Source organism: Enterobacter sp. Cy-643 (assembly GCF_011752815.1).
In the GTDB taxonomy this organism is placed as follows: Bacteria; Pseudomonadota; Gammaproteobacteria; order Enterobacterales; family Enterobacteriaceae; genus Cedecea.
This window is the reverse complement of record NZ_VWWV01000006.1, coordinates 157,015-175,954: the sequence shown is the minus strand read 5'-3', so window position 1 is coordinate 175,954 and position 18,940 is coordinate 157,015. Positions and strand designations below refer to the sequence as shown.

The window sequence follows — 18,940 nt, the reverse complement described above, 5'->3', positions numbered from 1 at the left end:
CTTCAGAACGGCGATGATCTGGTGTTCGGTGAATCGGGCTTTGCGCATGGCGATCTCCTCCGGGGACATAATCAGTATGCCGGAAGATCTCTAAATGTGAATGGTCCGGTTTGCCGGGATGCTTACAATCACGCAGTGGCGCTGGATCTCGACGAAAGGCCCGACGAATACGCCGTCGTGCAATGTGCATTCGTAGAGGTTAACTGGTTCAACAACCGTTACGTCGTCGCTGGCAATCACGTCGCGGATGCCGCTTTTCAGGATTTTCATCTTGGTTTGTCCTGGCGAATAAAGTGGTCTCCATTAGACAGAAGTCACTGTCCAACGGCCACAACTTTGTTGGAACCACCGGCTGCATAACATTTTTTTATCCCATAAATTTCTAAGCGCCAAATTCTGACTATCGAAAAATAAGAAATCGGGACATAGATTATATTGAGCGTTGGTTTTAGGCTGTGGAAAAGCAAACCTTAAGGAAAAGGAATGAGCGCACAGGCGGAAGAGGGCAGCCTCAGAAGAATGACATTGGGCGAAATTGCAATGGTTCGCCGGGTTTTCGGCGATTCAATTTCTTACAGCCGAGTATGGATTCATTGCGACAGCTATCTCCCGTTCGGCCTGCAGAAACAAAACTACGCGATGACGCCAAACGGAGAATTGTGGTACCGCAAGACGATGTATAAAGATGATTTCTCATCTGGCAGCGTCTTTCTTGAAGATAAATATGTTTTTATCCATGAGCTGGGCCATGTGTGGCAACATCAACACGGGCAATGGGTAAGGCTAAAGGGGGCTTTTAGCTGGGCGGCTGAATATACCTATAAATTAGATAAAGAGGCGCTAACAGATTATTCCCTGGAGCAGCAGGCCTCCATTTTAGCGGATTACTGGCTGTTATTGGTTTATGGTATAGACGCGTGGTCCTACTACCAAAGGCCCGGGCGGATGGGGAAATACAGAGGTACAGAAAGTATCCGTGAAATTCCGGTGCTGTATCGCAAAATAGTCACAGGGAAGGTGAGAAAAACGCTATGAGAAAATGTTTGTTAGCCGCTGCCGTGCTCTTGCTGGCCGGGTGTCCTGGTCCGGGCGACAGAATGGTGCCGCGTCAGCCTGCAGAAGTCGTGGCCAAAGGCAATATTGTTTGCGTGGTGTCTCCGCTTGGCAGCGGCGAGCGCATAACGGCCGTACAAATTAACGAAGGGCATGGGAACGTGCAGTACAAGACTTTCGATGATGCCCCAGTTTATGTCGCGAAGGGAGACTGTCTGCCAGCCTTTGGTTTTACCTTCTCTCCCGGCAAAAAATACTCAGTCGCTTACGATGTAAAATCTGATAATTCTTCCTCTCATCTGGTCACCGCTGAGTTTTCTGTCACGGAAAACGCTTCCGGCGGAATAAGTATTCAGCACCCGAATTAGTGCTTACTCTCTGAATTGATCCCAGCAGCATAAAGCCCTGGCAGTAAGTCCAGGGCTTTTCAGGCTGCTACTTCGTATAGAACTTATAAGTCGCCGTGTAAGGCACTTTCAGCGTCGCGCCAAAGGTCGCCGGGTCGCAAACCGTGGGGCCGGTTACGCCCCCGCGGGTGTCCACGCGCTGGATGCTGCTCACGTTGGCGAACAGGCCCGGCTGTGCGTCTGAAGTGCCGGCCAGCAGTAGCCATGGAATCGAGCCTTTATCTTTCGACGGGCGAGTGGCGCTTAGCGCGCCGGCCACCATTTTGCCGTCCTGCAGAGTGCATTCGTGGAGGTTAACTGGTTCAACCACGGTAACGTCGTCAGATGCAATCACGTCGTGGACGCCGCTTATTCGTCTTTTCATGAGGCCTGCCCCGGTGAATAGAATTAATTTTATTAAGCATAACTCATGGCCTTTTAATGAGGGAATTTGTCGTAGAGCGCTGGGGAACGACGTAAATTAACATCTCTGATATGAATAAAACCCCAATTAAGAAATCTGAATTCAGACTCTTAATAATGTACAACACTTACACGGCGGCTAAAGACTGCTTATCATGTCTGGCTACCGGGATGATAGAGACAACAATATACAAGGAGGTGATTTATGTCGGCATTGAAATTTCCCTGCAAAATATTTGAAACCCAGAAAAAGATGAATGACAAAAATGCCGAAGATATGAAGTTCGGCGATCTGTCCGAAATCGATCTGAAGGCAAAATTCCACCTGACAGATATTTCTACAAGTGTAAATCCTTACATGTTGACGGAGATCTCTTCATATGAGCATCCGATGGTGCTGTTCTTCCGCCCTAAGAAGGAGGCTAAAAAACTGACGAAATGGGAGTGCGCTGGAATCCTCTTTGATGAGTTTAGGTATTTATCCCGTCCTTTTTCGTGGAATGGCCCTTACACCTCTTTGATCGAACTAATGATCACGCACATGCAAAAGTGTTACGGGAAGTCCTTCAGTCATCCATTACTGAACAGTGCGCTGGAAGAGCAAATATTAAGCGATCGCTCGAAGGAAAACAGTACGCGGCTTCGTCTACAGGAGGTTTTTAGGGACTACATTGATTGGGATAAGAAGTGTTATCCAGTAGAGAAAAAACAGGAGCTCATTGATGCAATTATGGAAGGACAGTTGCCAAAATTTGATCGCCTCCAGGATCGGGTGAATGGTATGGGAATTACCGTGCATGATACCTGGGCAACGCATATCACAATTAAGTCCCTAACGGTTGATAACGAAAAATATCACGCTGAAGTTCACTATAAAGTTCAGGACCATTTTGGGTTGGATGATGATGATATTCTAAAAATAAAATTCAAAAGCATTCGATTATTTCGTATATGGTTTGTCCTGCAACGTTACAGCGAGTTTTCCTTCAAACCCTTTATTACCAATATGGAAGCCACTATTCATATTGTTGGAAGGCGAAATGCAGTTAAAAAATAAAATAATGATGGTTCTTTTCTCTCTGATTGGAATTATAGCGTTGATATATTTATCATGGCTATCATTTCGCCCTGTTGAAATCGTCGCAGTTCATCAGAGAAATAACTATAGCAGTATTTTGGTCAAAAGCTTTCCATTCACGGACAAAGGTAAGATTGACTGGTGGTTAAAAAATAAGGATGCGCTCAAAGCAAACTATGATATTCCAAAACCTGCATCTTACGGCGGTTTTACCATCACTATTTGGCTATTTAAGGATGGCTATAAAGAAGAGGGTAAGTATGACAGGCTTTGTTTTGATGATATGAATACCAAAATAAACTGCATTGATAAAAACTCTGTTTTTACTATAAGGAATAGTAAAAACAGAGGAATTACATTTACTGTGGATGATGCTATTTATCGAGAGGAAGAGAACGGTAAGATTGTCAGGCTTGAATATTAGAATATAGTTTCTGAAGTTTTGAATAAACGGAAAATATTTTGGCTTGTAGTCCGTTTATTGGGGTGATCAAAGTGAAAAGTAACATAATAAGGAATCTGAAGTTTCTAGCTGGCAGCCTATTGGCAGCATGCTGCTTATGGTTAGCATTTCGACCGGTAGAAATTGTTGCTGTGCATCAGAGAAATAGTTACAGCGATGTATTAGTGGAAAATTTTCCTTTTACAAAAAAAGGGAAAGTACACTGGTGGTTGAAAAATAAAGATATGCTCAAAGAAAAATATGGTGCTCCAGGGCCAGACAAGGATGGTTTTTATGTAATTACATTTTGGTATTTTGGGGACGGTTATGTAGAAACCGATGGTTACGATCGGCTATGTTTTAACGATCTGGAGCCTCCGTTAAATTGCATCGATAAAGATAAAGCTTTTACGGTGTGGCAGGATAGATATAAAAATACAGTAGTTATTTTTCGTGATGGTCAATACCGATTAAGCGAAAAAGGGGAGCTGATAAAATATCAATAAGCACCCGTTTCCCTGAAAATAACTCCATCAGCACCAGGCCCCGGCCTTCCGGCCACCACGCTACCGTCCTGCATGGCTGGCCTGCAGTTCGGATTAGTGTGCACGTGGAAGCCGTGAATGCCCGGCGGCAGGCCTTTCAGGGTACCGACTCCAATCGCGCAGTGGCGCTGGGGAACGACGTAAATCAACATCTCTGATATGAATAAAATCCCAATTAAGAAATCTGAATTCAGACTCTTAATAATGTACAACACTTACACAGCGGCTAAAGACTGCTTATCATGCCTGGCTATCGGGATGATAGAGACAACAATATACAAGGAGGTGATTTATGTCGGCATTGCAATTTCCCTGCAAGATATTTGAAACCCAGAAAAAGATGAATGACAAAAACGCCAAAGATATGAAGTCCGGCGATCTGTCCGAAATCGATCTGAAGGCAAAATTCCACCTGACAGATATTTCTACAATTGACTGGGATAGAAAATGCTATCCAGCAGAACAAAAAAAGCTCTGAATGATGCTATTGTGAACGGCAGGCTGCCAAAATTTGATCGCCTCCAGGATCGGGTGAATGGCATGGGGATTACCGTGCATGATACCTGGGCAACGCATATCACAATTAAGTCCCTAACGATTGATAACGAACAATATCACGCTGAAGTTCACTATAAAGTTCAGGATCATTTTGGGTTGGATGATGATGATATTTTAAAAATAAAATTCAAAAGCATTCGATTATTTCGTATATGGTTTGTCCTGCAACGTTACAGAGAATTTGCTTTCAAACCCTTTATTACCAATATGGAAGCCACTATTCATATTATTGGGGGCCGTTATGGAATTAAAAAATAAAATAATAATTAGTCTATTATTATCTGGTGGTGTTTTTTTAGGATATTATTTATGGTTGTCATTTCGTCCGGTAGAAATTATTGCCGTACACCAGAGAAATAGCTATAGCGATGTCTTAGTGAGTAATTTTCCTTTTACTAACAAAGGTGAAATAGACTGGTGGTTGAAAAATAAAGAAATGCTAAAGACGAAGTATGATATTCCTAAGCCTTCATCCTACGGTAGTTCTAGTATTGTTTTTTGGCTGTTTGATGATGGTTATAAAGAAGAGGGGAAATATGATCGGCTTTGTTTCAATGATATGGCAACAAAAGTAAACTGCATTGATAAAAATACAGTGCTTACTGTCGGTAATAGCCAGAGGTATGGAACCAGATTTACTCTCTCCGATGGAATTTATCGAGTTGATGAAAATGGCAGGGTTATAAAAATCAATAAATAATGGTTGGTTATACGGCAGAGGTATTGATAAGAAATTTTAATTATAAAGGTTGAATAAACATGACAGTACCCGAATTGTTGAGACGTAGTGTAAAGGGACTGAAATTTCTAGCTGGCAGTCTATTGGCAGGATACTGCTTATGGTTAGCATTTCGACCAGTTGAAATTGTTGCAGTTCATAAGAGAAATAGTTACAGCCACATTTTAGTGAAAAACTACCCCTTAACAAATAAAGGTAAAGTACACTGGTGGTTGAAAAATAAAGATATGCTCAAAGAAAAATATGATGTTCCAGGCACAGGGAAAGATGGTTTTTTTGAAATTATATTTTGGTATTTTGGGGACGGTTATGTAGAAACCGATGGTTACGATCGGCTATGTTTTGACGATCTTGAGCCACCGTTAAATTGCATCGATAAAGATAAAGCTTTTACGGTATGGCAGGATAGATATAAAAATACAGTAGTTATTTTTCGTGATGGTCAATATCGATTAAGTGAAAAAGGGGAGCTGATAAAATATCAGTGAACGCCTGTTCCCCTGAAGACAACTCCATCAGCACCAGGCCCCGGCCTTCCGGCCACCATTTTGCCGTCCTGCATGCCTGGCCCGCAGTTCTGATTAGTGTGCACGTGGAAGCCGTGAATGCCCGGTGGCAGGCCTTTCAGGGTACCGGCTCCGATCTAGCAGTGGCGCTGGATCTCGACAAAAAGTCCGACGAATACGCCCTCCTGCAGAGTGCATTCGTAGAGGTTAACTGGTTCAACAACCGTTACATCGTCAGCTGCAATCACGTCGCGTATGCCGCTTTTTCGTTTTTTCATGATGGCCTGCCCCGGTGAATAGAATTAATTTTATTGAGCATAACTCATGGCCTTTTAATGAGGCAATTTGTTGTAGAGCGCTGGGGAACGACGTAAATCAACATCTCTGATATGAATAAAATCCCAATTAAGAAATCTGAATTCAGACTCTTAATAATGTACAACACTTACACAGCGGATAAAGACTGCTTATCATGCCTGGCTACCGGGATGATAGAGACAACAATATAGATGGACGTGATTTATGTCGGCATTGCAATTTCCCTGCAAGATATTTGAAATCCAGAAAAAGATGAATGACAAAAACGCCAAAGATATGAAGTCCGGCGATCTGTCTGAGATTGAACTGAGGGCGAAGTTTCATTTGGTGGGCGTTTCCACAAGGGTAGATCCTTACACAATGACGAAAATAAGCCCATTCAGCCAGCCGCAGTCGATGTTCCACGGCTCCCGGGGAGAAGGTGAAAAACTGACCCGGTGGGAATGTGCTGAGATCCTTTTTGATGAGCTCCGGCACTTGTCCATACTGTTTGCGTTGCACCCCCGTACAACCTGCTGATCGATCTGATGATCACACATATGCAAAAAGGTAATGGCAAACAGTTTAGTCATCAATTACTGGATAGCGCGTTGAAGGAACATATTGTTAATGACAAAACCAAAAATAGTACTCTTCGTTTATTAAAAGATGCTCTGGATGCGGAGATCGACTGGGAAAGCAAAAGCATATCTTCTAACGGTAAAAGTGAGCTAAATAAAGCTATTCTAGATGGTAAACTTCCTAAGTTTGATCGTTATAAAGATAATTTTAATGGCCTGGGAATTACCGTGCATGATACCTGGGCAACGCATATCACAATCAAGTCTCTATATATTGATAAAGAGAGATATCACGCTAAAGTTCACTATGAGGTTCAAGATCATTTCGGGCTGGATGATGATGATATTTCTAAGGTCAAGTTTAAGTATTTTCGATTTTTTGGTATTTGGTTTATTCTTCAGCGCTACAGCCTGTTTGCGTTCAAGCCTTTTATGACAAATATGGAAGCCACAGTTGATATTTACGGAGAGCGTAATGAGAGTAAAAAATAAAAACATTCTCTCTGCTATATATATATCCGTATCTTTGCTGGCAAGTTATCTTCTTTGGCTGTCAACTCGTCCGGTGGAAATTATCGCTGTTCATAAGGACGGTAACCATGCCTCTGTTTTGGTTAAATCATTCCCATTTACAGATCCGGGGAAGATCAACTGGTGGCTTAAAAATAAAAAAATGCTTAAATATAAATATGATATTCCCAATCCTGGTCCAAACGGCTCATTTACGGTTGTTTTCTGGGATTTTGGTGAAGGCTATAAAGAAGAAGGGAAGTATGACAGAAGGTGCTTTAAAGATAAGAAAACAAAGAAAAACTGCATTGATAAAAATTCACTCATGTTTGTTAAGGATAGTAATAATACAGGGGTTTCATTTTGGTTGGAAAGTGGTATTTATAGTATAAAAAATGATGAAATGGTGCGGGAGGATTATTAATCTGGAAGTGAATTTCTTCATATTGTAATTGTTATATTGAGTATTATTCTGTTGTCTATCAATCGTATTAATGTTTTTCAAATGAGTGACATGCTTCTAAACCCCTTGTAACCAATATGGAGGCCGCAGAGGGAATTAATGAAGAGCATGATAAAATAAAAATTAATGGATGTGGTTTTTAACTGGATGAGTATTATTTTTAGCCAGATTTGACCATCCCTATGCCCTGTCGATTTTGGTGTTAATGACGGTGAGTATTGCATAACTAAAAATGGCGAGAGGGTAAAAACTAAATATCAATAAGCACCCGTTCCCCTAAAAATAACGCCATTAGCACAAAGCCCCGGCCTTCCGGCCAGGACTTCGCAGGCTGCTACTTCGTATAGAACTTATAAGTCGCCGTGTAAGGCACTTTCAGCGTTGCGCCAAATGTCGCCGGGTCGCAAACCGTGGGGCCGGTTACGCCGCCGCGGGTGTCCACGCGCTGGATGCTGCTCACGTTGGCGAACAGGCCTGGCTGAGCGTCTGAAGTGCCGGTCAGCAGCAGCCACGGAATCGAGCCTTTATCTTTCGACGGGCGAGTGGCGCTTAGCGCGCCGGCCACCACGCTGCCGTCCGTGGCCTGCCAGTGCGGGCCGTCGAAGTGTTTGCCGACGAGGTGCTTCAGGCCTTTGTCGCTGAACAGGTCAGCTTCTGGGGCCTGGAATACCCAGCTCCCGGTTTTTGCCTCGGCGTCCGCCGCCGCGCAGCGGTAGATCTGCACGCCTCGGGCATAAAGCTCGGTTTGCAGGTGCTCGCCTTTGGGCGCGTCGATGGAAGTCTCTGCCGCGTTTACCAGGGCGGGTACTCCGCCCATCATCAGCGTTAAGCACGCCGCCGTTAAGACACGCTTGCTCATGACGTCACTCCACAAACCATACGCGCGCCGCCGCCGCCGAGCATTGCCGGATGGTCAGAGTGGTTGTCGCCGCCGGCGTGGATCATCAGCGAGTGGCCTTTTAAGTCTGACATGCGCAGGCGTGGCGCCAGCACCGGATAGGTCGCGGTGCCGTCGCTGTCGACGTACAGCGCAGGCAGATCGCCGAGGTGGCCGTTGCCCCACGGGCCTTCATGCTTTCCGGTGTGGGCCGGATCAAGGTGGCCGCCCGCCGCCAGGCCTGCCACCATTTTGCCGTCCTGCATGCCTGGCCCGCAGTTCGGATTCGTGTGCACGTGGAAGCCGTGAATGCCCGGTGGCAGGCCTTTCAGGTTCGGGGTAAAGACCACGCCGTACTGGGTGGCGTGGTATTCAATGGTGCCCGCCGGGGTGGAAGTGCCGCTGGCGTCTACGGTATTCATGGCTACCGTGGCGGCCTGTGCCAGCCCGGTGCAGGCGAGGGCGGTAATACTCAGCGCCAGTTTTAATGTTTTTAACTTATTCATCGTTTAACCCCGTACTTTTATTAGAAGGTGCAAAAAACAGATGTCGCAAAATTTTGTGCTGCGGGCTTATGCGCGGCAGTCAGCTGGTTATAACAAACTGTTTTGCGAGTTGTTTGATTGCTCTGATAGGTAAAATTGTGGGTTGAAATTCAGCGTGAAGATTTTTAAAAACAATATTTTCATGAGGTTATCCAGTGGTCGTGCACGATTAAAGGGAAAGGCCTGAATGAAAATAGAAACGAATAAGCCGGTAAAAAGAGAGAGTGAAAACGACCTGCTAACGATCGTTAAAAATTATGTCGCTGCTGTACCTTAAATAAAGTGTAGATGAATACGCTGAGGGGGTTGAAAGCGGTCGCTGAAAATCGCGAGATTTTAAAAAAGCCCTTAATTTTCATCCGGCGTGATAAATGAGATATATCCGAATAGCAAAAAGGCCGCTAAGCGGCCTTTGAAGTCAATAAAATGATTTAAGCGAGAGGACGGGAGCCAATGATTCTGGCGCTTTTGATCCACGCCATTGACCCCATCACCGCGATCGCCGTCAGCAGGATGTACTCCAGCGACATGGCATACACGCCCTGAATGGCGTAAATCACCACGCTAATCACGTCGATAATCACCCAAAGCAGCCAGTTTTCGACGTATTTACGCGTCATCAGCACCATTGCGGCAATCGACAGGACAAGCATCGCGGAATCCCACAGCGGGAAGGCATCCGGCTGCAGCTGCGGCATCTCAACCGCGACGCCAAGGCTCTGCATAATGCCCACCGCAATGTGGGTCAGCACGGCGAAGACCGGGTCGATAAAGAACGTCATCAGCGCAATGGCCACCAGGCAAACCGCCGCCAGCGTGAACGCCTTGCTGCGCGGCAGCCAGCGGATCTTCAGCGCCGCCTCGTTGGCCTCGTTCTGGCGGCTCCACGCGTACCAGCCGTACAGGTTGGCGGCAAAGAAGAACACCTGCAGCAGCAGGCTGGCGTAAAGCTGGATCTGGAAGAAGATCGCCGCAAACAGCGTGACGTTAATCAGGCCGAACAGGTAGTTGATAATTTTCTCTTTGCTGGCGAACCAGATGCAGAGCAGGCCGAAGACGGTGCCGATGGCCTCGATCCACGAGAGCGCGTAGCCGCCTTCGCCGAGCGGAATGGTGACCATCACATTCTTAATGCTGAAGAAATCCATGATTACTGCTCCTGGCTGTCAAGGTAGAGCGCTTCGAGGGCGAGTAAGATCTCGCGGGATTCACCCTGCAGGCAGGATTGTTCCTGCTGCTGGTAGTTGTTAATGCCTTCTTCCAGATTGCCGCTGTGCTCCACGACGACGTTCAGTACGGAGGCGATACGCAGGCCGCGCAGCGCGCCCACGACCATTAGCGGCGCCGTTTCCATGTCTGCAGCGAGAATGCCCTTACCGGACCAGAACTGATTAATCTCGTCTTCACGTTCGGTGTAGAAGCTGTCGTGGCTGCGCACGTAGCCGCAGTGGCTGGCGTAGCCCAGGCGTTTGGCTTGCTGTGTCAGGTGGTGAACCAGGCCGATGTCCGCGCAGGCCGGGTAGCCTTTGTCGATGTACATCTGGCTGGTACCTTCATCCCGCACGGCGGCGGTGGCAATCACCAGGTCGCCGAGACGAATGTGATTTTGCATCGCCCCGCAGCTGCCGATGCGGATGAGGTTGGTGACGCCAATCTGGCGCAGCTCTTCCACGGCGATGGCGGTAGAAGGCCCGCCCATGCCGGTGGACATTACCAGCACTTCCACGCCGCGGAACCAGCCGCGCAGGGCGCGATATTCGCGGTTGCTGCCGAAGTCTTCAACGTTGTCCAGAAACTGCGCGACGTGTTCCACGCGTTTCGGATCGCCCGGCAGGAGCGCATAACGGGCGTGCGTCATCTCCCGGCTGAGCCGGATATGGGGCTGGAGTTGGGTCATGATAGTTACCTGGCGTTAAACGAGCCATTTGGCATGGCTCAGGATTGGCTGCTGTTATTTAATGTTCGGCGTGCTGGCGCAGGCGCTGAGGGTCGAGAACCTGAATCTGCTCGCCGTGAATCGCAATAATATTGTCTTCCCGCAGTTCAGATAAAATGCGGTTAATGCTGCGCGGGGCCACCGCAAACTGCTCGCTTAATTGCTGCTTATTAAGCGGGATATTGCCCTGTATTGGCTGGTATTTCTGCCACAGCACCAGGCAAATACGCTGATGTAACGAATAAAGAATATCTTCTCCGGCCTTTTTGGAGAGCTGATAATATTGATCGCTCACGGCCTGTAATATTTTTTGATTAAAGTAATTGTCTAACCCCAGCCAGCGAATAAATTCTTCCCGCGTCAGCACTAAAAGTGCCGCGTCGCTAACCGCTTCTACCGAGCAGATGTATTGCCGCCGCTCGAAGATTTCCAGCTCTCCCAGAATGTCGCCTTTTTTATAGCGCGCCTGGGAATATTTTCGCCCGTCGTCGGCGGTGGTGAAAACGTCGATTTCTCCTTTAACGATCAGGTGAAACTCATCGCATATTTCACCCTGGCGAAAAATCAGTGAGCCACGAGGGTAATGTTTTAGCTGCCAGCTGCGCAGAATATCCAGCGGGCAGTACTTCAGCAGCTCATACAGCACCGGGTCGCCGGTCACGCGTTCAATGACGTTCAGCCAGTCGCCGGGCCTGCTCTCGTTTTTCATGGTGTTCACTATAAAATTTCCCGTCAAATAAGGACAGGACGCCCGTCCCGTGTTGCCCACAGATTAGCGTGAAAACTGCCAGCGGGATCTGAAATCCGCATCGTTGCCGGGACATTTGTCCCGGCAGGGCGCTGGCGGGGTGGGCGATATGGTTGTTTTTCGTACATACTGTTTTTGAAGTTCACCCAATCTATTAACTGTTTATGATTTTAATCAAGGAGTTAACATGTCTGGTTGGTTCGAATTAAGCAAAAGCAGCGACGGGCAGTTTAAATTCGTGCTCAAGGCGGGCAATGGCGAAGTGGTGCTCACCAGCGAGCTGTATAAAACCCGCGCCTCGGCGGACAACGGCATCGCCTCCGTGCGCACCAACAGCCCGCTGGAGGAGCGCTACGACAAAAAGGTCGCCAGCAACGGGAAGTTCTACTTTAACCTTAAGGCCGGCAATCATCAGGTGATTGGCACCAGCCAGATGTACGCCACGGAGCAGTCCCGGGATAAAGGCATTGCCTCGGTGAAAAATAACGGTGGAACCGAAACGGTGAAAGACAAGACTTAACCGGAACCAGGGGCGGCGGGGCAATTCGCGAGCACTCACCTGGGTGATGTGTTTGTGCGATGCTGCCCCGGCCGCCTTTTCCCGGTCGCAGCCTCAATGGCCTGTTGTTTATCGCCGGGAGTCTGGCCGTAAAAATGAAAGTTGAATCCACCCCAGCGGCGTACCGCCCTCCAGAACGTCACCTGGCCGTAGCGAGTCAAACGCCCGGCACGGATCTCCCACGGCTCGTCTCGCAAATCAAAGACAAAACCGGCATCGTGCCAGCGCATCTTATCCCGCTTCAGAGAGTTGCCTCGGAGCAAAACTGCATCATTGGCGTCAGGCCGGTAGACAAGCTGGCGACGGCGCTGATAGAGGCCGGGCATCCGACCAAAGGATTTCACATCAAGGGGAAAAGCGCCTCGTGGGGGCCGCAGGCGGGGTTTATCTGCGTGGAGCAGCGGTTCAGCAAGCTGGAGAATGCCTCGCCCGAGCGAATCGCGAAGTTTAACCTGCAAACGCAGGCCTGCATTGCCGAAGGGCATGCCGCAGCCGTGCCGCTGGAAGTTTCCCAAAGCCGCCTGCACGGCCTGTTTGAGCAGGGGCTTATCGACAAGTTGTCGCCGGAGAACGCCGGCGGCGTGAGTCATCTCAGAGCCAGCGGGCCAGGCGGGGAGCGCTATGCGTTTGAGGCCCGGCGCCTGCCGGGCAGCGGAGAAGCGCGGTATCAAATTTCCCATCAGGGCGTGCCGCTCCAGGTGCTTGCCCCGAATACAGAAGCCCGGCCCTTCACCGCGGATTACGATCTGCTGGTCATCGCCCCGCACGTTAGCGAATTAGGGCCTGAGGATAATTTGCAGGTGCCGGATGTGTCCCATCAGGTATTTCGTCAGCGGCTGGAAAATTACCGCACGCTGCCTGAGCACCAGGCGCTGCGCGGGGACTATGACAACCCGGCAAGCTTCTACCGCAAGAGCGATAACGAAACAGGCAACACGAGCGAGCGCGCCCGCCGGATGATTGGCGTGCTGAACCAGGCGCTGGTGGGGAACGGAGAAAAAGTGGTACATCACGCCACGGACAGCGCCAACCCGGTCACCGATCCGGAGAGCAATTACCCGGCGACGTTCGCGCTGCCGCGTAAAATCGGGCGCTTCGCGCCTTTGTGCATCATTGAAAATAAAGACGATCTCGCGGAGCTGGTGCTGCAGGCCAAGAACGCGGGCTACCACGTTCCGCTGAATCCGCTGTGGGAAAAGGAGATCCTTGCCGTGCGTAGCGACAGATTCGCTGCCGCAAGGTTAACGCTGGAGGCGGCGCAGCTTACAAAGCCGGTGCGGCAGCGCTAAGCCTCAGTCTCCAGACCTGCAGCCACCCATTCCGGGTACCCGGCATCAAAGCGGCGTATCTTGTAGCCTTTGCGACGAAGATACTCGACTGCTTCGACGGAAAGAATACAGTGCGCGCCCCGGCAGTAGGCGACAATTTCTTTATCTTTGGGCAGTTCGGCCAGGCGTGCTTCCAGCTCCTTGAGTGGAATATTCAGGGCTCCCGGAAGATGACCATCGCCAAATTCATCCTCTGGCCTGACGTCCAGCAGCGTCACGGCGCCGGATTCCAGGCGACTTAACAACTCATCCCGGCCAACCGGTTCCAGTCTCTCACTGGCATTTTGGTAGTCGGCAGCAATGCTGCGAATAGCCTCGCTGTGGTATTCAGCAAAGCAGCGAAGGCTGGCAATCACGCTTCTTACCGGGCCGTCAGCCAGCCGATAAATGATATGTTTACCGTCGCGCCGGGAGGTCACAAAGTTGCCCTTTCGAAGGTTTTGCAGGTGTTGCGAGGTGCTGGCCGTGGACATGCCCGTCAGTCCGGACAGCATATCAACGGACAGTTCTCCTCCGGCAAGATGCTCCAGAATTTCAATCCTCGCGCCATTGCCCAGCAACCTCGCCAGTTCGCCGAGGTGCGAATACAAAAATTTTTCCGGCTGGCTCATTGACTCTTCACCTCGTTAACAGCAACATTCAATCATTCAATTGAATGTTTAAATGATAGCGCAATAGGACGAAAAATCCCACCTGAAGAGAAAGGTTTTTCGTCGGTAACCAGCTCAATGTTATACGGGATAAATCCGATGTCATATAAAAACATGTACCGCCAGGTGCTCCTTTTGGTGGGTGCCCAGGCAATTTTTCAAACCGTCTCAGTGTTGGTGATGACAATTGGCGGCCTGGCGGGTGGGCGGCTGGCGCCTTCACCAGGGCTTGCGACGGCGCCTATCGCCGCGATGTTCCTCGGTACCGCGCTGACGACCTTTCCCGCTTCGCTGTGGATGGCCAGAGTGGGACGAAAAACAGGGTTTATGGCCGGAGCTGCTGCGGGGGTAACTGGCGGTGTGATAGCGGGTTTAGGGATTATGTCTGCCTCATTTCTTCTGCTGTGCGTTGGCACACTGCTGGTGGGGGTGTATCAATCTTTTGCTCAGTTCTATCGTTTCGCCGCCAGCGAAGTGGCCAGCGATGCCTTCCGGCCAAAGGCCATTTCACTGGTTATGACGGGTGGAATTGTGGCGGCGCTGGCGGGACCATTCCTTGCCCGATTCGGCAGCGATCTCATGACCCCACGCTATCTGGGATCCTTCATTATTTTGGCCGGGATCTCCTCTGTGGCGGTGCTTTTGCTTGCCCGTCTTTCCGCTCCCGCGAGCCGGGAAGCCGCCGCTAATTATGCCCCGGCGCGGCCCTGGAGGACGGTTATCAGGCAGCCTGCTTATCTGACGGCGCTTTTTAGCGCGGCAACCGGGTACGGCATCATGATTCTGGCGATGACGGCTACGCCTCTGGCGATGTTGCACCACCACCATTCGCTGGCGCAAACCTCCAGCGTTATTCAACTGCATGTTTTGGCGATGTTTCTCCCCTCTTTCATTACCGGCAAACTGATTGCCCGCTTCGGCAGTATCCGCGTGATGCTGTCCGGTGTGGCGCTATTTGGCTGCCATATTCTGCTGGCGCTGACGGGAACGAGCTTCACCTCGTTTGCCAGCGCGCTGATCTTCGTTGGTCTGGGGTGGAACTTCCTTTATATCGGCGGGACTGCCCTGCTAACCACCACCTTTTCTGCAACGGAAAAGGGCGTTGCGCAGGCGGTTAACGATATGACTATCTTTATTGTTGGCCTGAGCTGTTCTTTAAGCGCCGGGGCATTACTCGAGTGGCTTGGCTGGGAAAAACTTAACGAGCTGCTCCTGCCGTGGCTGGCTTTGTCGGCGATTGTTTTGCTGTGGCAGGGGCTGCGTCAGCGTTCTGTTTCCGGGGGCTGACAACTGGCGTTCCGCTCCTTTTGCCAAAAACCGCATTCATTGTTCAAAAAACAATCGTCATCGGGTCGATACTGAAAACAGAAGCATATGACTTACCCAAAAGTTAACTCACAGAGGGATATGCTGATGAACAGAGACCTACGGGCAGTAAAGAATTTTGATTTTCTGGCGCGTAGCTTCGCGCGTATGCAGGCTTCGGGGCAGCAGGTGAATCTCCAGGCCGTGACCGGCAACATGAGCCGCGAGCAAAAAATGTGGTTCTGCGAACGTTTTAACCAGTATTGCGAAGAGGAATCCCGGGCCGCCGAGCTCGAGCACTGAAATAACGGGCCGGGTGGCCCGTTCAGGTTGCTGACAAAGAAGGAAAAAGCGTGGTTTTTCCTTCTTTGTGGTGAGTAGCCGAAAATCAATGCATTGATTTTCCAGTTTATTTTTCTGGCGACAGATTGCAGAATTTTATCCGCATGAGGTTTGTCATCAGTCTCAACGGGCCGGGTGGCCCGTTATTTGTTTCAGCCCTTCAAAACGCCAGTTTCATCCAGGCTTTCGTCAATTACCTGTTATCCGGCTGGGCGCGAACGTTGTTCAGCCCGCTGGTGTTGATCCGGTACGGTTGCCCGTTGCTGGATTTAATCAGCTTCTTGGTCCTGAGTTTTTTGAACACGGCCAGCGTGCAGTCGCTCAACAGCAACCCTTCGCGGGAATAACATTCAACGGCGGTGACGCGGCCTGACTGGTCGCGAGTGTGAACGATTCGTCCCCCTTTCGCTAAAACGTGGAGGGTACGCTGTTCCTGACGGGATAAATTCATGCTGAAAAACCTTTTCATCATCATGTGCTAAACGTGCCAACACAACGCGTGTGTTCGCATACGGATTAAGCGCAGTGATAATCAGTCCGTCCTTTGGTGGGCGGGAAACTGATTATCGGATGATGACATTCTCCAGCATCAGGCCTCTGAGTGACTTTGGTTGAGGAAACGGGCGAATAATAACACATAAAAACTAAAGGGGAATAATCAAGGGATCCAGTTATCCCATGCCGGCTGCGGCGAAAGCTCCCCCACCAGGAAATCAATAAACGAGCGGACCTTCGGGTTGCTGTATTTGCTCGGGAAATAAAGGGCGTACAGCGCGTGGGTGTCGTAGGTGATGATGCCGTCCAGCAGCAGCGGAGTTAGCTCGTCCTTTTGAATATGGTCGCCAATCAGGTAGGTAGGCAGGTAGGCAACGCCCTGGTTTTCCAGCACCGATTTAAGCAGGACCAGGCTACTGTTGGCCTGGATTGGCGTGCGCATTTTTAGCAGGTGCTGCCGTTCATGCTCATCGGTCGTTTTTATCTGCGGCGTTAACCCAGGGTAAACCAGGCAGTCGTGCGTGACCAGATCCGTGCGTTTGCCCGGCATCCCTTTCTTGCTGAGATAGCCTGCGGTGGCGCAGTAAGCCCAGCGTACGGGGGCCAGTTTGCGCATGGCGTAATTTTGCGGCGGAGAGGTGGATATTCGCAGGGCGATATCGAAGTCGGATTCATTAAGATTAATAAAGTTATCGTTGAGGTCTATATAAAGATTCACATCGGGAAAGTTTGCTCGATATTTATCAACAAGGTTGACCAGCCTGGCGTAGCCAAACGCAATAGAGCAGGTGATGCGTAATTCACCCTGCGGATTGTTGTAATAGCTTGATGTGGTATTTAGCGTGTCGTCGAATTCTTTAATTAACTTATTAGCGCGGTTAAACAAATATTGCCCGGCATCGGTCAGCGTAATGCTGCGGGTTGTTCTTTTGATAAGCGTAGTGCCCAGCAAATCCTCCAGCGCCGCCAGGCTCTTGCTCACCGCCGAAGGTGACACGCTGAGCTGCGCTGCCGCTTCTGACAGCCCGCCGCAATCAATAATTTTGACGAATACCTCGAGATGCTTGAGTGAAATTGGCGCGCTCATTTTTTCCTTTTATTCACAAGTGATTTGCGAAAACGGTATTAATTCCCCATACCAATCGAATTTTAAAAGTGTAACTATTGCGATGTAGTAAATAAAGAAGTTAGAAAATGAATTTTATACATCATTCGTGATTTGAATCACAAAATTCCGGGGATTTAATTACAGCAGCTGATAATTGTGATTTTCGTCCCAGTTATTATTACTTTTATTGAGAAGGTATCCTTTATGTGGACACGCCTCGAACCCTACAAATCATCCTTTGCTCTTTTATTTGCGCTTATTGTCGGCGGCCTGCTGGGTATTTATGCCCCGACTTACGCCATTAAATTACAGCCAGTCGGTCAAATATTCCTCAACCTGTTGTTTATGATTATTGTGCCGCTGGTCGGCGTCAGCGTGATGTCTTCTATTGCCGGTATGACCGACCTTAAAAGATTGGGGCGCATCATGGTGGTTATTTTTATTGTTTCCATCGCCATGGCGCTTATTCCCGCCGCAGGCATTGTGCTGCTGGCGCTTTGGTACAACCCGGCCCAGGGGGTGACCATCGATCTTTCCCATTCGGTGAAAGGCGGCTCGGGGGAGATGGATTTTGTCAGCATGGTGACCACCAGCGACTTTGTCGGTCTGTTCTCCAAGTCGAACATTCTGGCGCTGATCGTGATTGCGATTATCGCCGGCGTGGCGATTGGTCAGTCGGCGGATGCGGGCAAACGTATCGCCGCTCTGCTGCAGGATGCCAACACCGTTATCATGAAAATTGTCTCGATTATCATGAAGGTGGCACCTGTCGGCCTGGGCTGCTACTTCGCTGCAACCATGGCGAGCCAGGATGCTTCGCTGCTGATGACCTTCGCCCGGGCCATCGGGTTATTTATGGCCGCAACGCTTATCTATTACGTGCTGGGCTCCATTTTCTATTCGTGGATTGGCGGCGGGCTTCCGGCAGTAAAAGCGTTCTGGAAACACGCGATTGAACCTTCCGCGACCGCGCTGGGCACCTGCTCTTCGCTCGGTACTCTGCCGGTTACGCTGCGTGCGGGCAAGGCAATGGGCATCAACCCTGAAATTGTCGATGTCTCGATTCCGCTGCTGGTGAACCTCAATAAAGGCGGCGTGGCGATGATTGCCGCGTTGAAAATCGTCTTTATCTATTCGGTTCTTGGCCTGCCGTTTACCAGCGAAACCTTCTTCCTCGCGATGCTGATTGCCGTGCTGTCGGCGATCATCGTTGGTGGCGTGCCGGGCGGCGCGTTCCTCGGGGAAATCTTTATCGTTACGACGCTGGGGTTGCCAATGGAAGCCATCCCGCTGCTGGTGGTGCTTGGCACCATTACCGATGCACCGGCCACGCTTATCAACGTGATCCACGATCTTAATGCGGCGCAAATCGTGGAACGCTTCGCCGGAAAGAAGCGCGGTGAACCGGAAACCAGCGCTCCGCTGGCCGCAAACAGCGTTGCTGGCTAAGCCCTCTGAATGGAATG

At 49.6% G+C, this 18,940-nt stretch carries 24 protein-coding genes and 3 pseudogenes; 15 read left to right on the top strand and 12 right to left on the bottom strand.

The window, feature by feature from the left end:
- Positions 1–90: 90 nt before the first annotated feature.
- Positions 91–270: a hypothetical protein gene (locus F3J29_RS19675; RefSeq protein WP_353620563.1), complete on the bottom strand. Its 180-nt coding sequence runs from the start codon at positions 268–270 to the stop codon at positions 91–93.
- A gap of 213 nt (positions 271–483) precedes the next feature.
- Here F3J29_RS19675 and F3J29_RS19670 point away from each other — a divergent pair, with 213 nt between their 5' ends.
- Both F3J29_RS19670 and F3J29_RS19665 read left to right on the top strand, forming a co-directional pair.
- The gene (locus F3J29_RS19670) at positions 484–1,035 is read left to right on the top strand and encodes a type IV secretion protein Rhs (protein ID WP_166868635.1); all 552 of its coding nucleotides are present in this window, start codon (positions 484–486) and stop codon (positions 1,033–1,035) included.
- Positions 1,032–1,421, top strand: coding sequence for a putative T6SS immunity periplasmic lipoprotein (locus F3J29_RS19665; protein ID WP_166868633.1), 390 nt, complete (start codon positions 1,032–1,034; stop codon positions 1,419–1,421). Before F3J29_RS19670 ends, F3J29_RS19665 begins: the two co-directional genes overlap by 4 nt.
- Positions 1,422–1,488: 67 nt before the next feature.
- Here the strand turns inward: F3J29_RS19665 and F3J29_RS19660 are convergent, their stop codons facing one another.
- Complete coding sequence (locus F3J29_RS19660; RefSeq protein WP_166868631.1) at positions 1,489–1,824, bottom strand: DUF3455 domain-containing protein; 336 nt, start codon at positions 1,822–1,824, stop codon at positions 1,489–1,491.
- 243 nt (positions 1,825–2,067) lie between these two features.
- Here F3J29_RS19660 and F3J29_RS19655 point away from each other — a divergent pair, with 243 nt between their 5' ends.
- The 6 genes and pseudogenes from F3J29_RS19655 (at position 2,068) to F3J29_RS19620 (ending at position 5,712) form a co-directional block, all read left to right on the top strand.
- Positions 2,068–2,919 (top strand): YPO3983 family protein, encoded by an 852-nt coding sequence (locus F3J29_RS19655; RefSeq protein ID WP_166868629.1) that lies wholly within the window; start codon positions 2,068–2,070, stop codon positions 2,917–2,919.
- Positions 2,903–3,364 (top strand): DUF943 family protein, encoded by a 462-nt coding sequence (locus tag F3J29_RS19650; protein ID WP_166868627.1) that lies wholly within the window; start codon positions 2,903–2,905, stop codon positions 3,362–3,364. Before F3J29_RS19655 ends, F3J29_RS19650 begins: the two co-directional genes overlap by 17 nt.
- Positions 3,365–3,429: 65 nt before the next feature.
- A complete protein-coding gene (locus F3J29_RS19645; RefSeq protein WP_166868654.1) occupies positions 3,430–3,888 on the top strand; it encodes a DUF943 family protein in 459 nt (152 codons plus the stop codon).
- A gap of 331 nt (positions 3,889–4,219) precedes the next feature.
- Positions 4,220–4,743, top strand: a pseudogene (locus F3J29_RS19630) (YPO3983 family protein).
- Entirely contained in the window at positions 4,727–5,185 is a 459-nt protein-coding gene (locus F3J29_RS19625) for a DUF943 family protein (RefSeq protein WP_166868622.1), read from the top strand. The pseudogene F3J29_RS19630 and the gene F3J29_RS19625 overlap by 17 nt, the downstream one beginning before the upstream one ends.
- Before the next feature lie 59 nt (positions 5,186–5,244).
- Positions 5,245–5,712 (top strand): DUF943 family protein, encoded by a 468-nt coding sequence (locus tag F3J29_RS19620; RefSeq protein ID WP_166868620.1) that lies wholly within the window; start codon positions 5,245–5,247, stop codon positions 5,710–5,712.
- A gap of 53 nt (positions 5,713–5,765) precedes the next feature.
- On the opposite strand, the pseudogene F3J29_RS19615 reads toward F3J29_RS19620, so the two are convergent.
- Together F3J29_RS19615 and F3J29_RS19610 are read right to left on the bottom strand one after the other, a co-directional pair.
- A pseudogene (locus F3J29_RS19615) lies at positions 5,766–5,852 on the bottom strand (superoxide dismutase [Cu-Zn] SodC2); the annotation flags it as partial.
- Positions 5,853–5,867: 15 nt separating this feature from the next.
- Positions 5,868–6,008, bottom strand: coding sequence for a hypothetical protein (locus F3J29_RS19610; RefSeq protein WP_286175450.1), 141 nt, complete (start codon positions 6,006–6,008; stop codon positions 5,868–5,870).
- Between the two features lie 244 nt (positions 6,009–6,252).
- On the opposite strand from F3J29_RS19610, the pseudogene F3J29_RS19605 reads away from it, so the two are divergent.
- Both F3J29_RS19605 and F3J29_RS19600 read left to right on the top strand, forming a co-directional pair.
- Positions 6,253–7,100: pseudogene (locus F3J29_RS19605) on the top strand (DUF3289 family protein).
- Positions 7,084–7,542 carry a DUF943 family protein gene (locus tag F3J29_RS19600; RefSeq protein WP_166868618.1) on the top strand — a complete coding sequence of 153 codons (459 nt, stop codon included), beginning with the start codon at positions 7,084–7,086 and terminating at the stop codon, positions 7,540–7,542. Before F3J29_RS19605 ends, F3J29_RS19600 begins: the two are co-directional and overlap by 17 nt.
- 373 nt (positions 7,543–7,915) lie before the next feature.
- On the opposite strand, the gene F3J29_RS19595 is transcribed toward F3J29_RS19600, so the two are convergent.
- The 5 genes from F3J29_RS19595 to F3J29_RS19575 form a co-directional block, all read right to left on the bottom strand.
- Positions 7,916–8,440, bottom strand: coding sequence for a DUF3455 domain-containing protein (locus F3J29_RS19595; protein ID WP_166868616.1), 525 nt, complete (start codon positions 8,438–8,440; stop codon positions 7,916–7,918).
- Positions 8,437–8,964 (bottom strand): superoxide dismutase family protein, encoded by a 528-nt coding sequence (sodC, locus tag F3J29_RS19590; RefSeq protein ID WP_166868614.1) that lies wholly within the window; start codon positions 8,962–8,964, stop codon positions 8,437–8,439. The genes F3J29_RS19595 and sodC overlap by 4 nt, the downstream gene beginning before the upstream one ends.
- 470 nt (positions 8,965–9,434) lie before the next feature.
- A complete protein-coding gene (gene pnuC, locus F3J29_RS19585; protein ID WP_166868612.1) occupies positions 9,435–10,151 on the bottom strand; it encodes a nicotinamide riboside transporter PnuC in 717 nt (238 codons plus the stop codon).
- Positions 10,152–10,153: 2 nt separating this feature from the next.
- On the bottom strand, positions 10,154–10,900 hold the full coding sequence (locus tag F3J29_RS19580) for a nucleoside phosphorylase (RefSeq protein ID WP_166868610.1): 747 nt from the start codon (positions 10,898–10,900) through the stop codon (positions 10,154–10,156).
- Between the two features lie 58 nt (positions 10,901–10,958).
- Complete coding sequence (locus F3J29_RS19575; protein ID WP_502706571.1) at positions 10,959–11,657, bottom strand: Crp/Fnr family transcriptional regulator; 699 nt, start codon at positions 11,655–11,657, stop codon at positions 10,959–10,961.
- Between the two features lie 217 nt (positions 11,658–11,874).
- Here F3J29_RS19575 and F3J29_RS19570 point away from each other — a divergent pair, with 217 nt between their 5' ends.
- Together F3J29_RS19570 and F3J29_RS19565 are read left to right on the top strand one after the other, a co-directional pair.
- Positions 11,875–12,207 carry a YegP family protein gene (locus tag F3J29_RS19570; RefSeq protein ID WP_008460852.1) on the top strand — a complete coding sequence of 111 codons (333 nt, stop codon included), beginning with the start codon at positions 11,875–11,877 and terminating at the stop codon, positions 12,205–12,207.
- 59 nt (positions 12,208–12,266) lie between these two features.
- A complete protein-coding gene (locus F3J29_RS19565) occupies positions 12,267–13,535 on the top strand; it encodes an anthrax toxin-like adenylyl cyclase domain-containing protein (RefSeq protein WP_166868608.1) in 1,269 nt (422 codons plus the stop codon).
- On the opposite strand, the gene F3J29_RS19560 is transcribed toward F3J29_RS19565, so the two are convergent.
- A complete protein-coding gene (locus F3J29_RS19560) occupies positions 13,532–14,185 on the bottom strand; it encodes an ArsR/SmtB family transcription factor (RefSeq protein WP_166868606.1) in 654 nt (217 codons plus the stop codon). The genes F3J29_RS19565 and F3J29_RS19560 overlap by 4 nt on opposite strands.
- A gap of 138 nt (positions 14,186–14,323) precedes the next feature.
- On the opposite strand from F3J29_RS19560, the gene F3J29_RS19555 reads away from it, so the two are divergent.
- A complete protein-coding gene (locus F3J29_RS19555) occupies positions 14,324–15,511 on the top strand; it encodes an MFS transporter (protein WP_166868604.1) in 1,188 nt (395 codons plus the stop codon).
- Between the two features lie 120 nt (positions 15,512–15,631).
- Positions 15,632–15,832, top strand: a complete 201-nt coding sequence (locus F3J29_RS19550; RefSeq protein WP_205246855.1) for a glycogen synthesis protein GlgS — start codon at positions 15,632–15,634, stop codon at positions 15,830–15,832.
- Between the two features lie 232 nt (positions 15,833–16,064).
- On the opposite strand, the gene F3J29_RS19545 is transcribed toward F3J29_RS19550, so the two are convergent.
- Both F3J29_RS19545 and F3J29_RS19540 read right to left on the bottom strand, forming a co-directional pair.
- A complete protein-coding gene (locus F3J29_RS19545; RefSeq protein ID WP_166868601.1) occupies positions 16,065–16,322 on the bottom strand; it encodes a YjhX family toxin in 258 nt (85 codons plus the stop codon).
- A gap of 207 nt (positions 16,323–16,529) precedes the next feature.
- On the bottom strand, positions 16,530–17,453 hold the full coding sequence (locus F3J29_RS19540) for a LysR family transcriptional regulator (RefSeq protein WP_166868599.1): 924 nt from the start codon (positions 17,451–17,453) through the stop codon (positions 16,530–16,532).
- A 225-nt stretch (positions 17,454–17,678) separates the two neighbouring features.
- Here F3J29_RS19540 and F3J29_RS19535 point away from each other — a divergent pair, with 225 nt between their 5' ends.
- Positions 17,679–18,923 (top strand): dicarboxylate/amino acid:cation symporter, encoded by a 1,245-nt coding sequence (locus F3J29_RS19535; RefSeq protein WP_166868597.1) that lies wholly within the window; start codon positions 17,679–17,681, stop codon positions 18,921–18,923.
- The last annotated feature ends 17 nt before the right edge of the window (positions 18,924–18,940 follow it).

What these genes read in the sequence shown, in the direction of transcription:
- F3J29_RS19675 (WP_353620563.1), bottom strand. Translation starts at nt 270, where the DNA reads ATGAAAATCCTGAAAAGCGGCATCCGCGACGTGATTGCCAGCGACGAC.
- F3J29_RS19670 (WP_166868635.1), top strand. Translation starts at nt 484, where the DNA reads ATGAGCGCACAGGCGGAAGAGGGCAGCCTCAGAAGAATGACATTGGGC.
- F3J29_RS19665 (WP_166868633.1), top strand. Translation starts at nt 1,032, where the DNA reads ATGAGAAAATGTTTGTTAGCCGCTGCCGTGCTCTTGCTGGCCGGGTGT.
- F3J29_RS19660 (WP_166868631.1), bottom strand. Translation starts at nt 1,824, where the DNA reads ATGAAAAGACGAATAAGCGGCGTCCACGACGTGATTGCATCTGACGAC.
- F3J29_RS19655 (WP_166868629.1), top strand. Translation starts at nt 2,068, where the DNA reads ATGTCGGCATTGAAATTTCCCTGCAAAATATTTGAAACCCAGAAAAAG.
- F3J29_RS19650 (WP_166868627.1), top strand. Translation starts at nt 2,903, where the DNA reads ATGCAGTTAAAAAATAAAATAATGATGGTTCTTTTCTCTCTGATTGGA.
- F3J29_RS19625 (WP_166868622.1), top strand. Translation starts at nt 4,727, where the DNA reads ATGGAATTAAAAAATAAAATAATAATTAGTCTATTATTATCTGGTGGT.
- F3J29_RS19620 (WP_166868620.1), top strand. Translation starts at nt 5,245, where the DNA reads ATGACAGTACCCGAATTGTTGAGACGTAGTGTAAAGGGACTGAAATTT.
- F3J29_RS19610 (WP_286175450.1), bottom strand. Translation starts at nt 6,008, where the DNA reads ATGAAAAAACGAAAAAGCGGCATACGCGACGTGATTGCAGCTGACGAT.
- F3J29_RS19600 (WP_166868618.1), top strand. Translation starts at nt 7,084, where the DNA reads ATGAGAGTAAAAAATAAAAACATTCTCTCTGCTATATATATATCCGTA.
- F3J29_RS19595 (WP_166868616.1), bottom strand. Translation starts at nt 8,440, where the DNA reads ATGAGCAAGCGTGTCTTAACGGCGGCGTGCTTAACGCTGATGATGGGC.
- sodC (WP_166868614.1), bottom strand. Translation starts at nt 8,964, where the DNA reads ATGAATAAGTTAAAAACATTAAAACTGGCGCTGAGTATTACCGCCCTC.
- pnuC (WP_166868612.1), bottom strand. Translation starts at nt 10,151, where the DNA reads ATGGATTTCTTCAGCATTAAGAATGTGATGGTCACCATTCCGCTCGGC.
- F3J29_RS19580 (WP_166868610.1), bottom strand. Translation starts at nt 10,900, where the DNA reads ATGACCCAACTCCAGCCCCATATCCGGCTCAGCCGGGAGATGACGCAC.
- F3J29_RS19570 (WP_008460852.1), top strand. Translation starts at nt 11,875, where the DNA reads ATGTCTGGTTGGTTCGAATTAAGCAAAAGCAGCGACGGGCAGTTTAAA.
- F3J29_RS19565 (WP_166868608.1), top strand. Translation starts at nt 12,267, where the DNA reads ATGCTGCCCCGGCCGCCTTTTCCCGGTCGCAGCCTCAATGGCCTGTTG.
- F3J29_RS19560 (WP_166868606.1), bottom strand. Translation starts at nt 14,185, where the DNA reads ATGAGCCAGCCGGAAAAATTTTTGTATTCGCACCTCGGCGAACTGGCG.
- F3J29_RS19555 (WP_166868604.1), top strand. Translation starts at nt 14,324, where the DNA reads ATGTCATATAAAAACATGTACCGCCAGGTGCTCCTTTTGGTGGGTGCC.
- F3J29_RS19550 (WP_205246855.1), top strand. Translation starts at nt 15,632, where the DNA reads ATGCTGATGAACAGAGACCTACGGGCAGTAAAGAATTTTGATTTTCTG.
- F3J29_RS19545 (WP_166868601.1), bottom strand. Translation starts at nt 16,322, where the DNA reads ATGAATTTATCCCGTCAGGAACAGCGTACCCTCCACGTTTTAGCGAAA.
- F3J29_RS19540 (WP_166868599.1), bottom strand. Translation starts at nt 17,453, where the DNA reads ATGAGCGCGCCAATTTCACTCAAGCATCTCGAGGTATTCGTCAAAATT.
- F3J29_RS19535 (WP_166868597.1), top strand. Translation starts at nt 17,679, where the DNA reads ATGTGGACACGCCTCGAACCCTACAAATCATCCTTTGCTCTTTTATTT.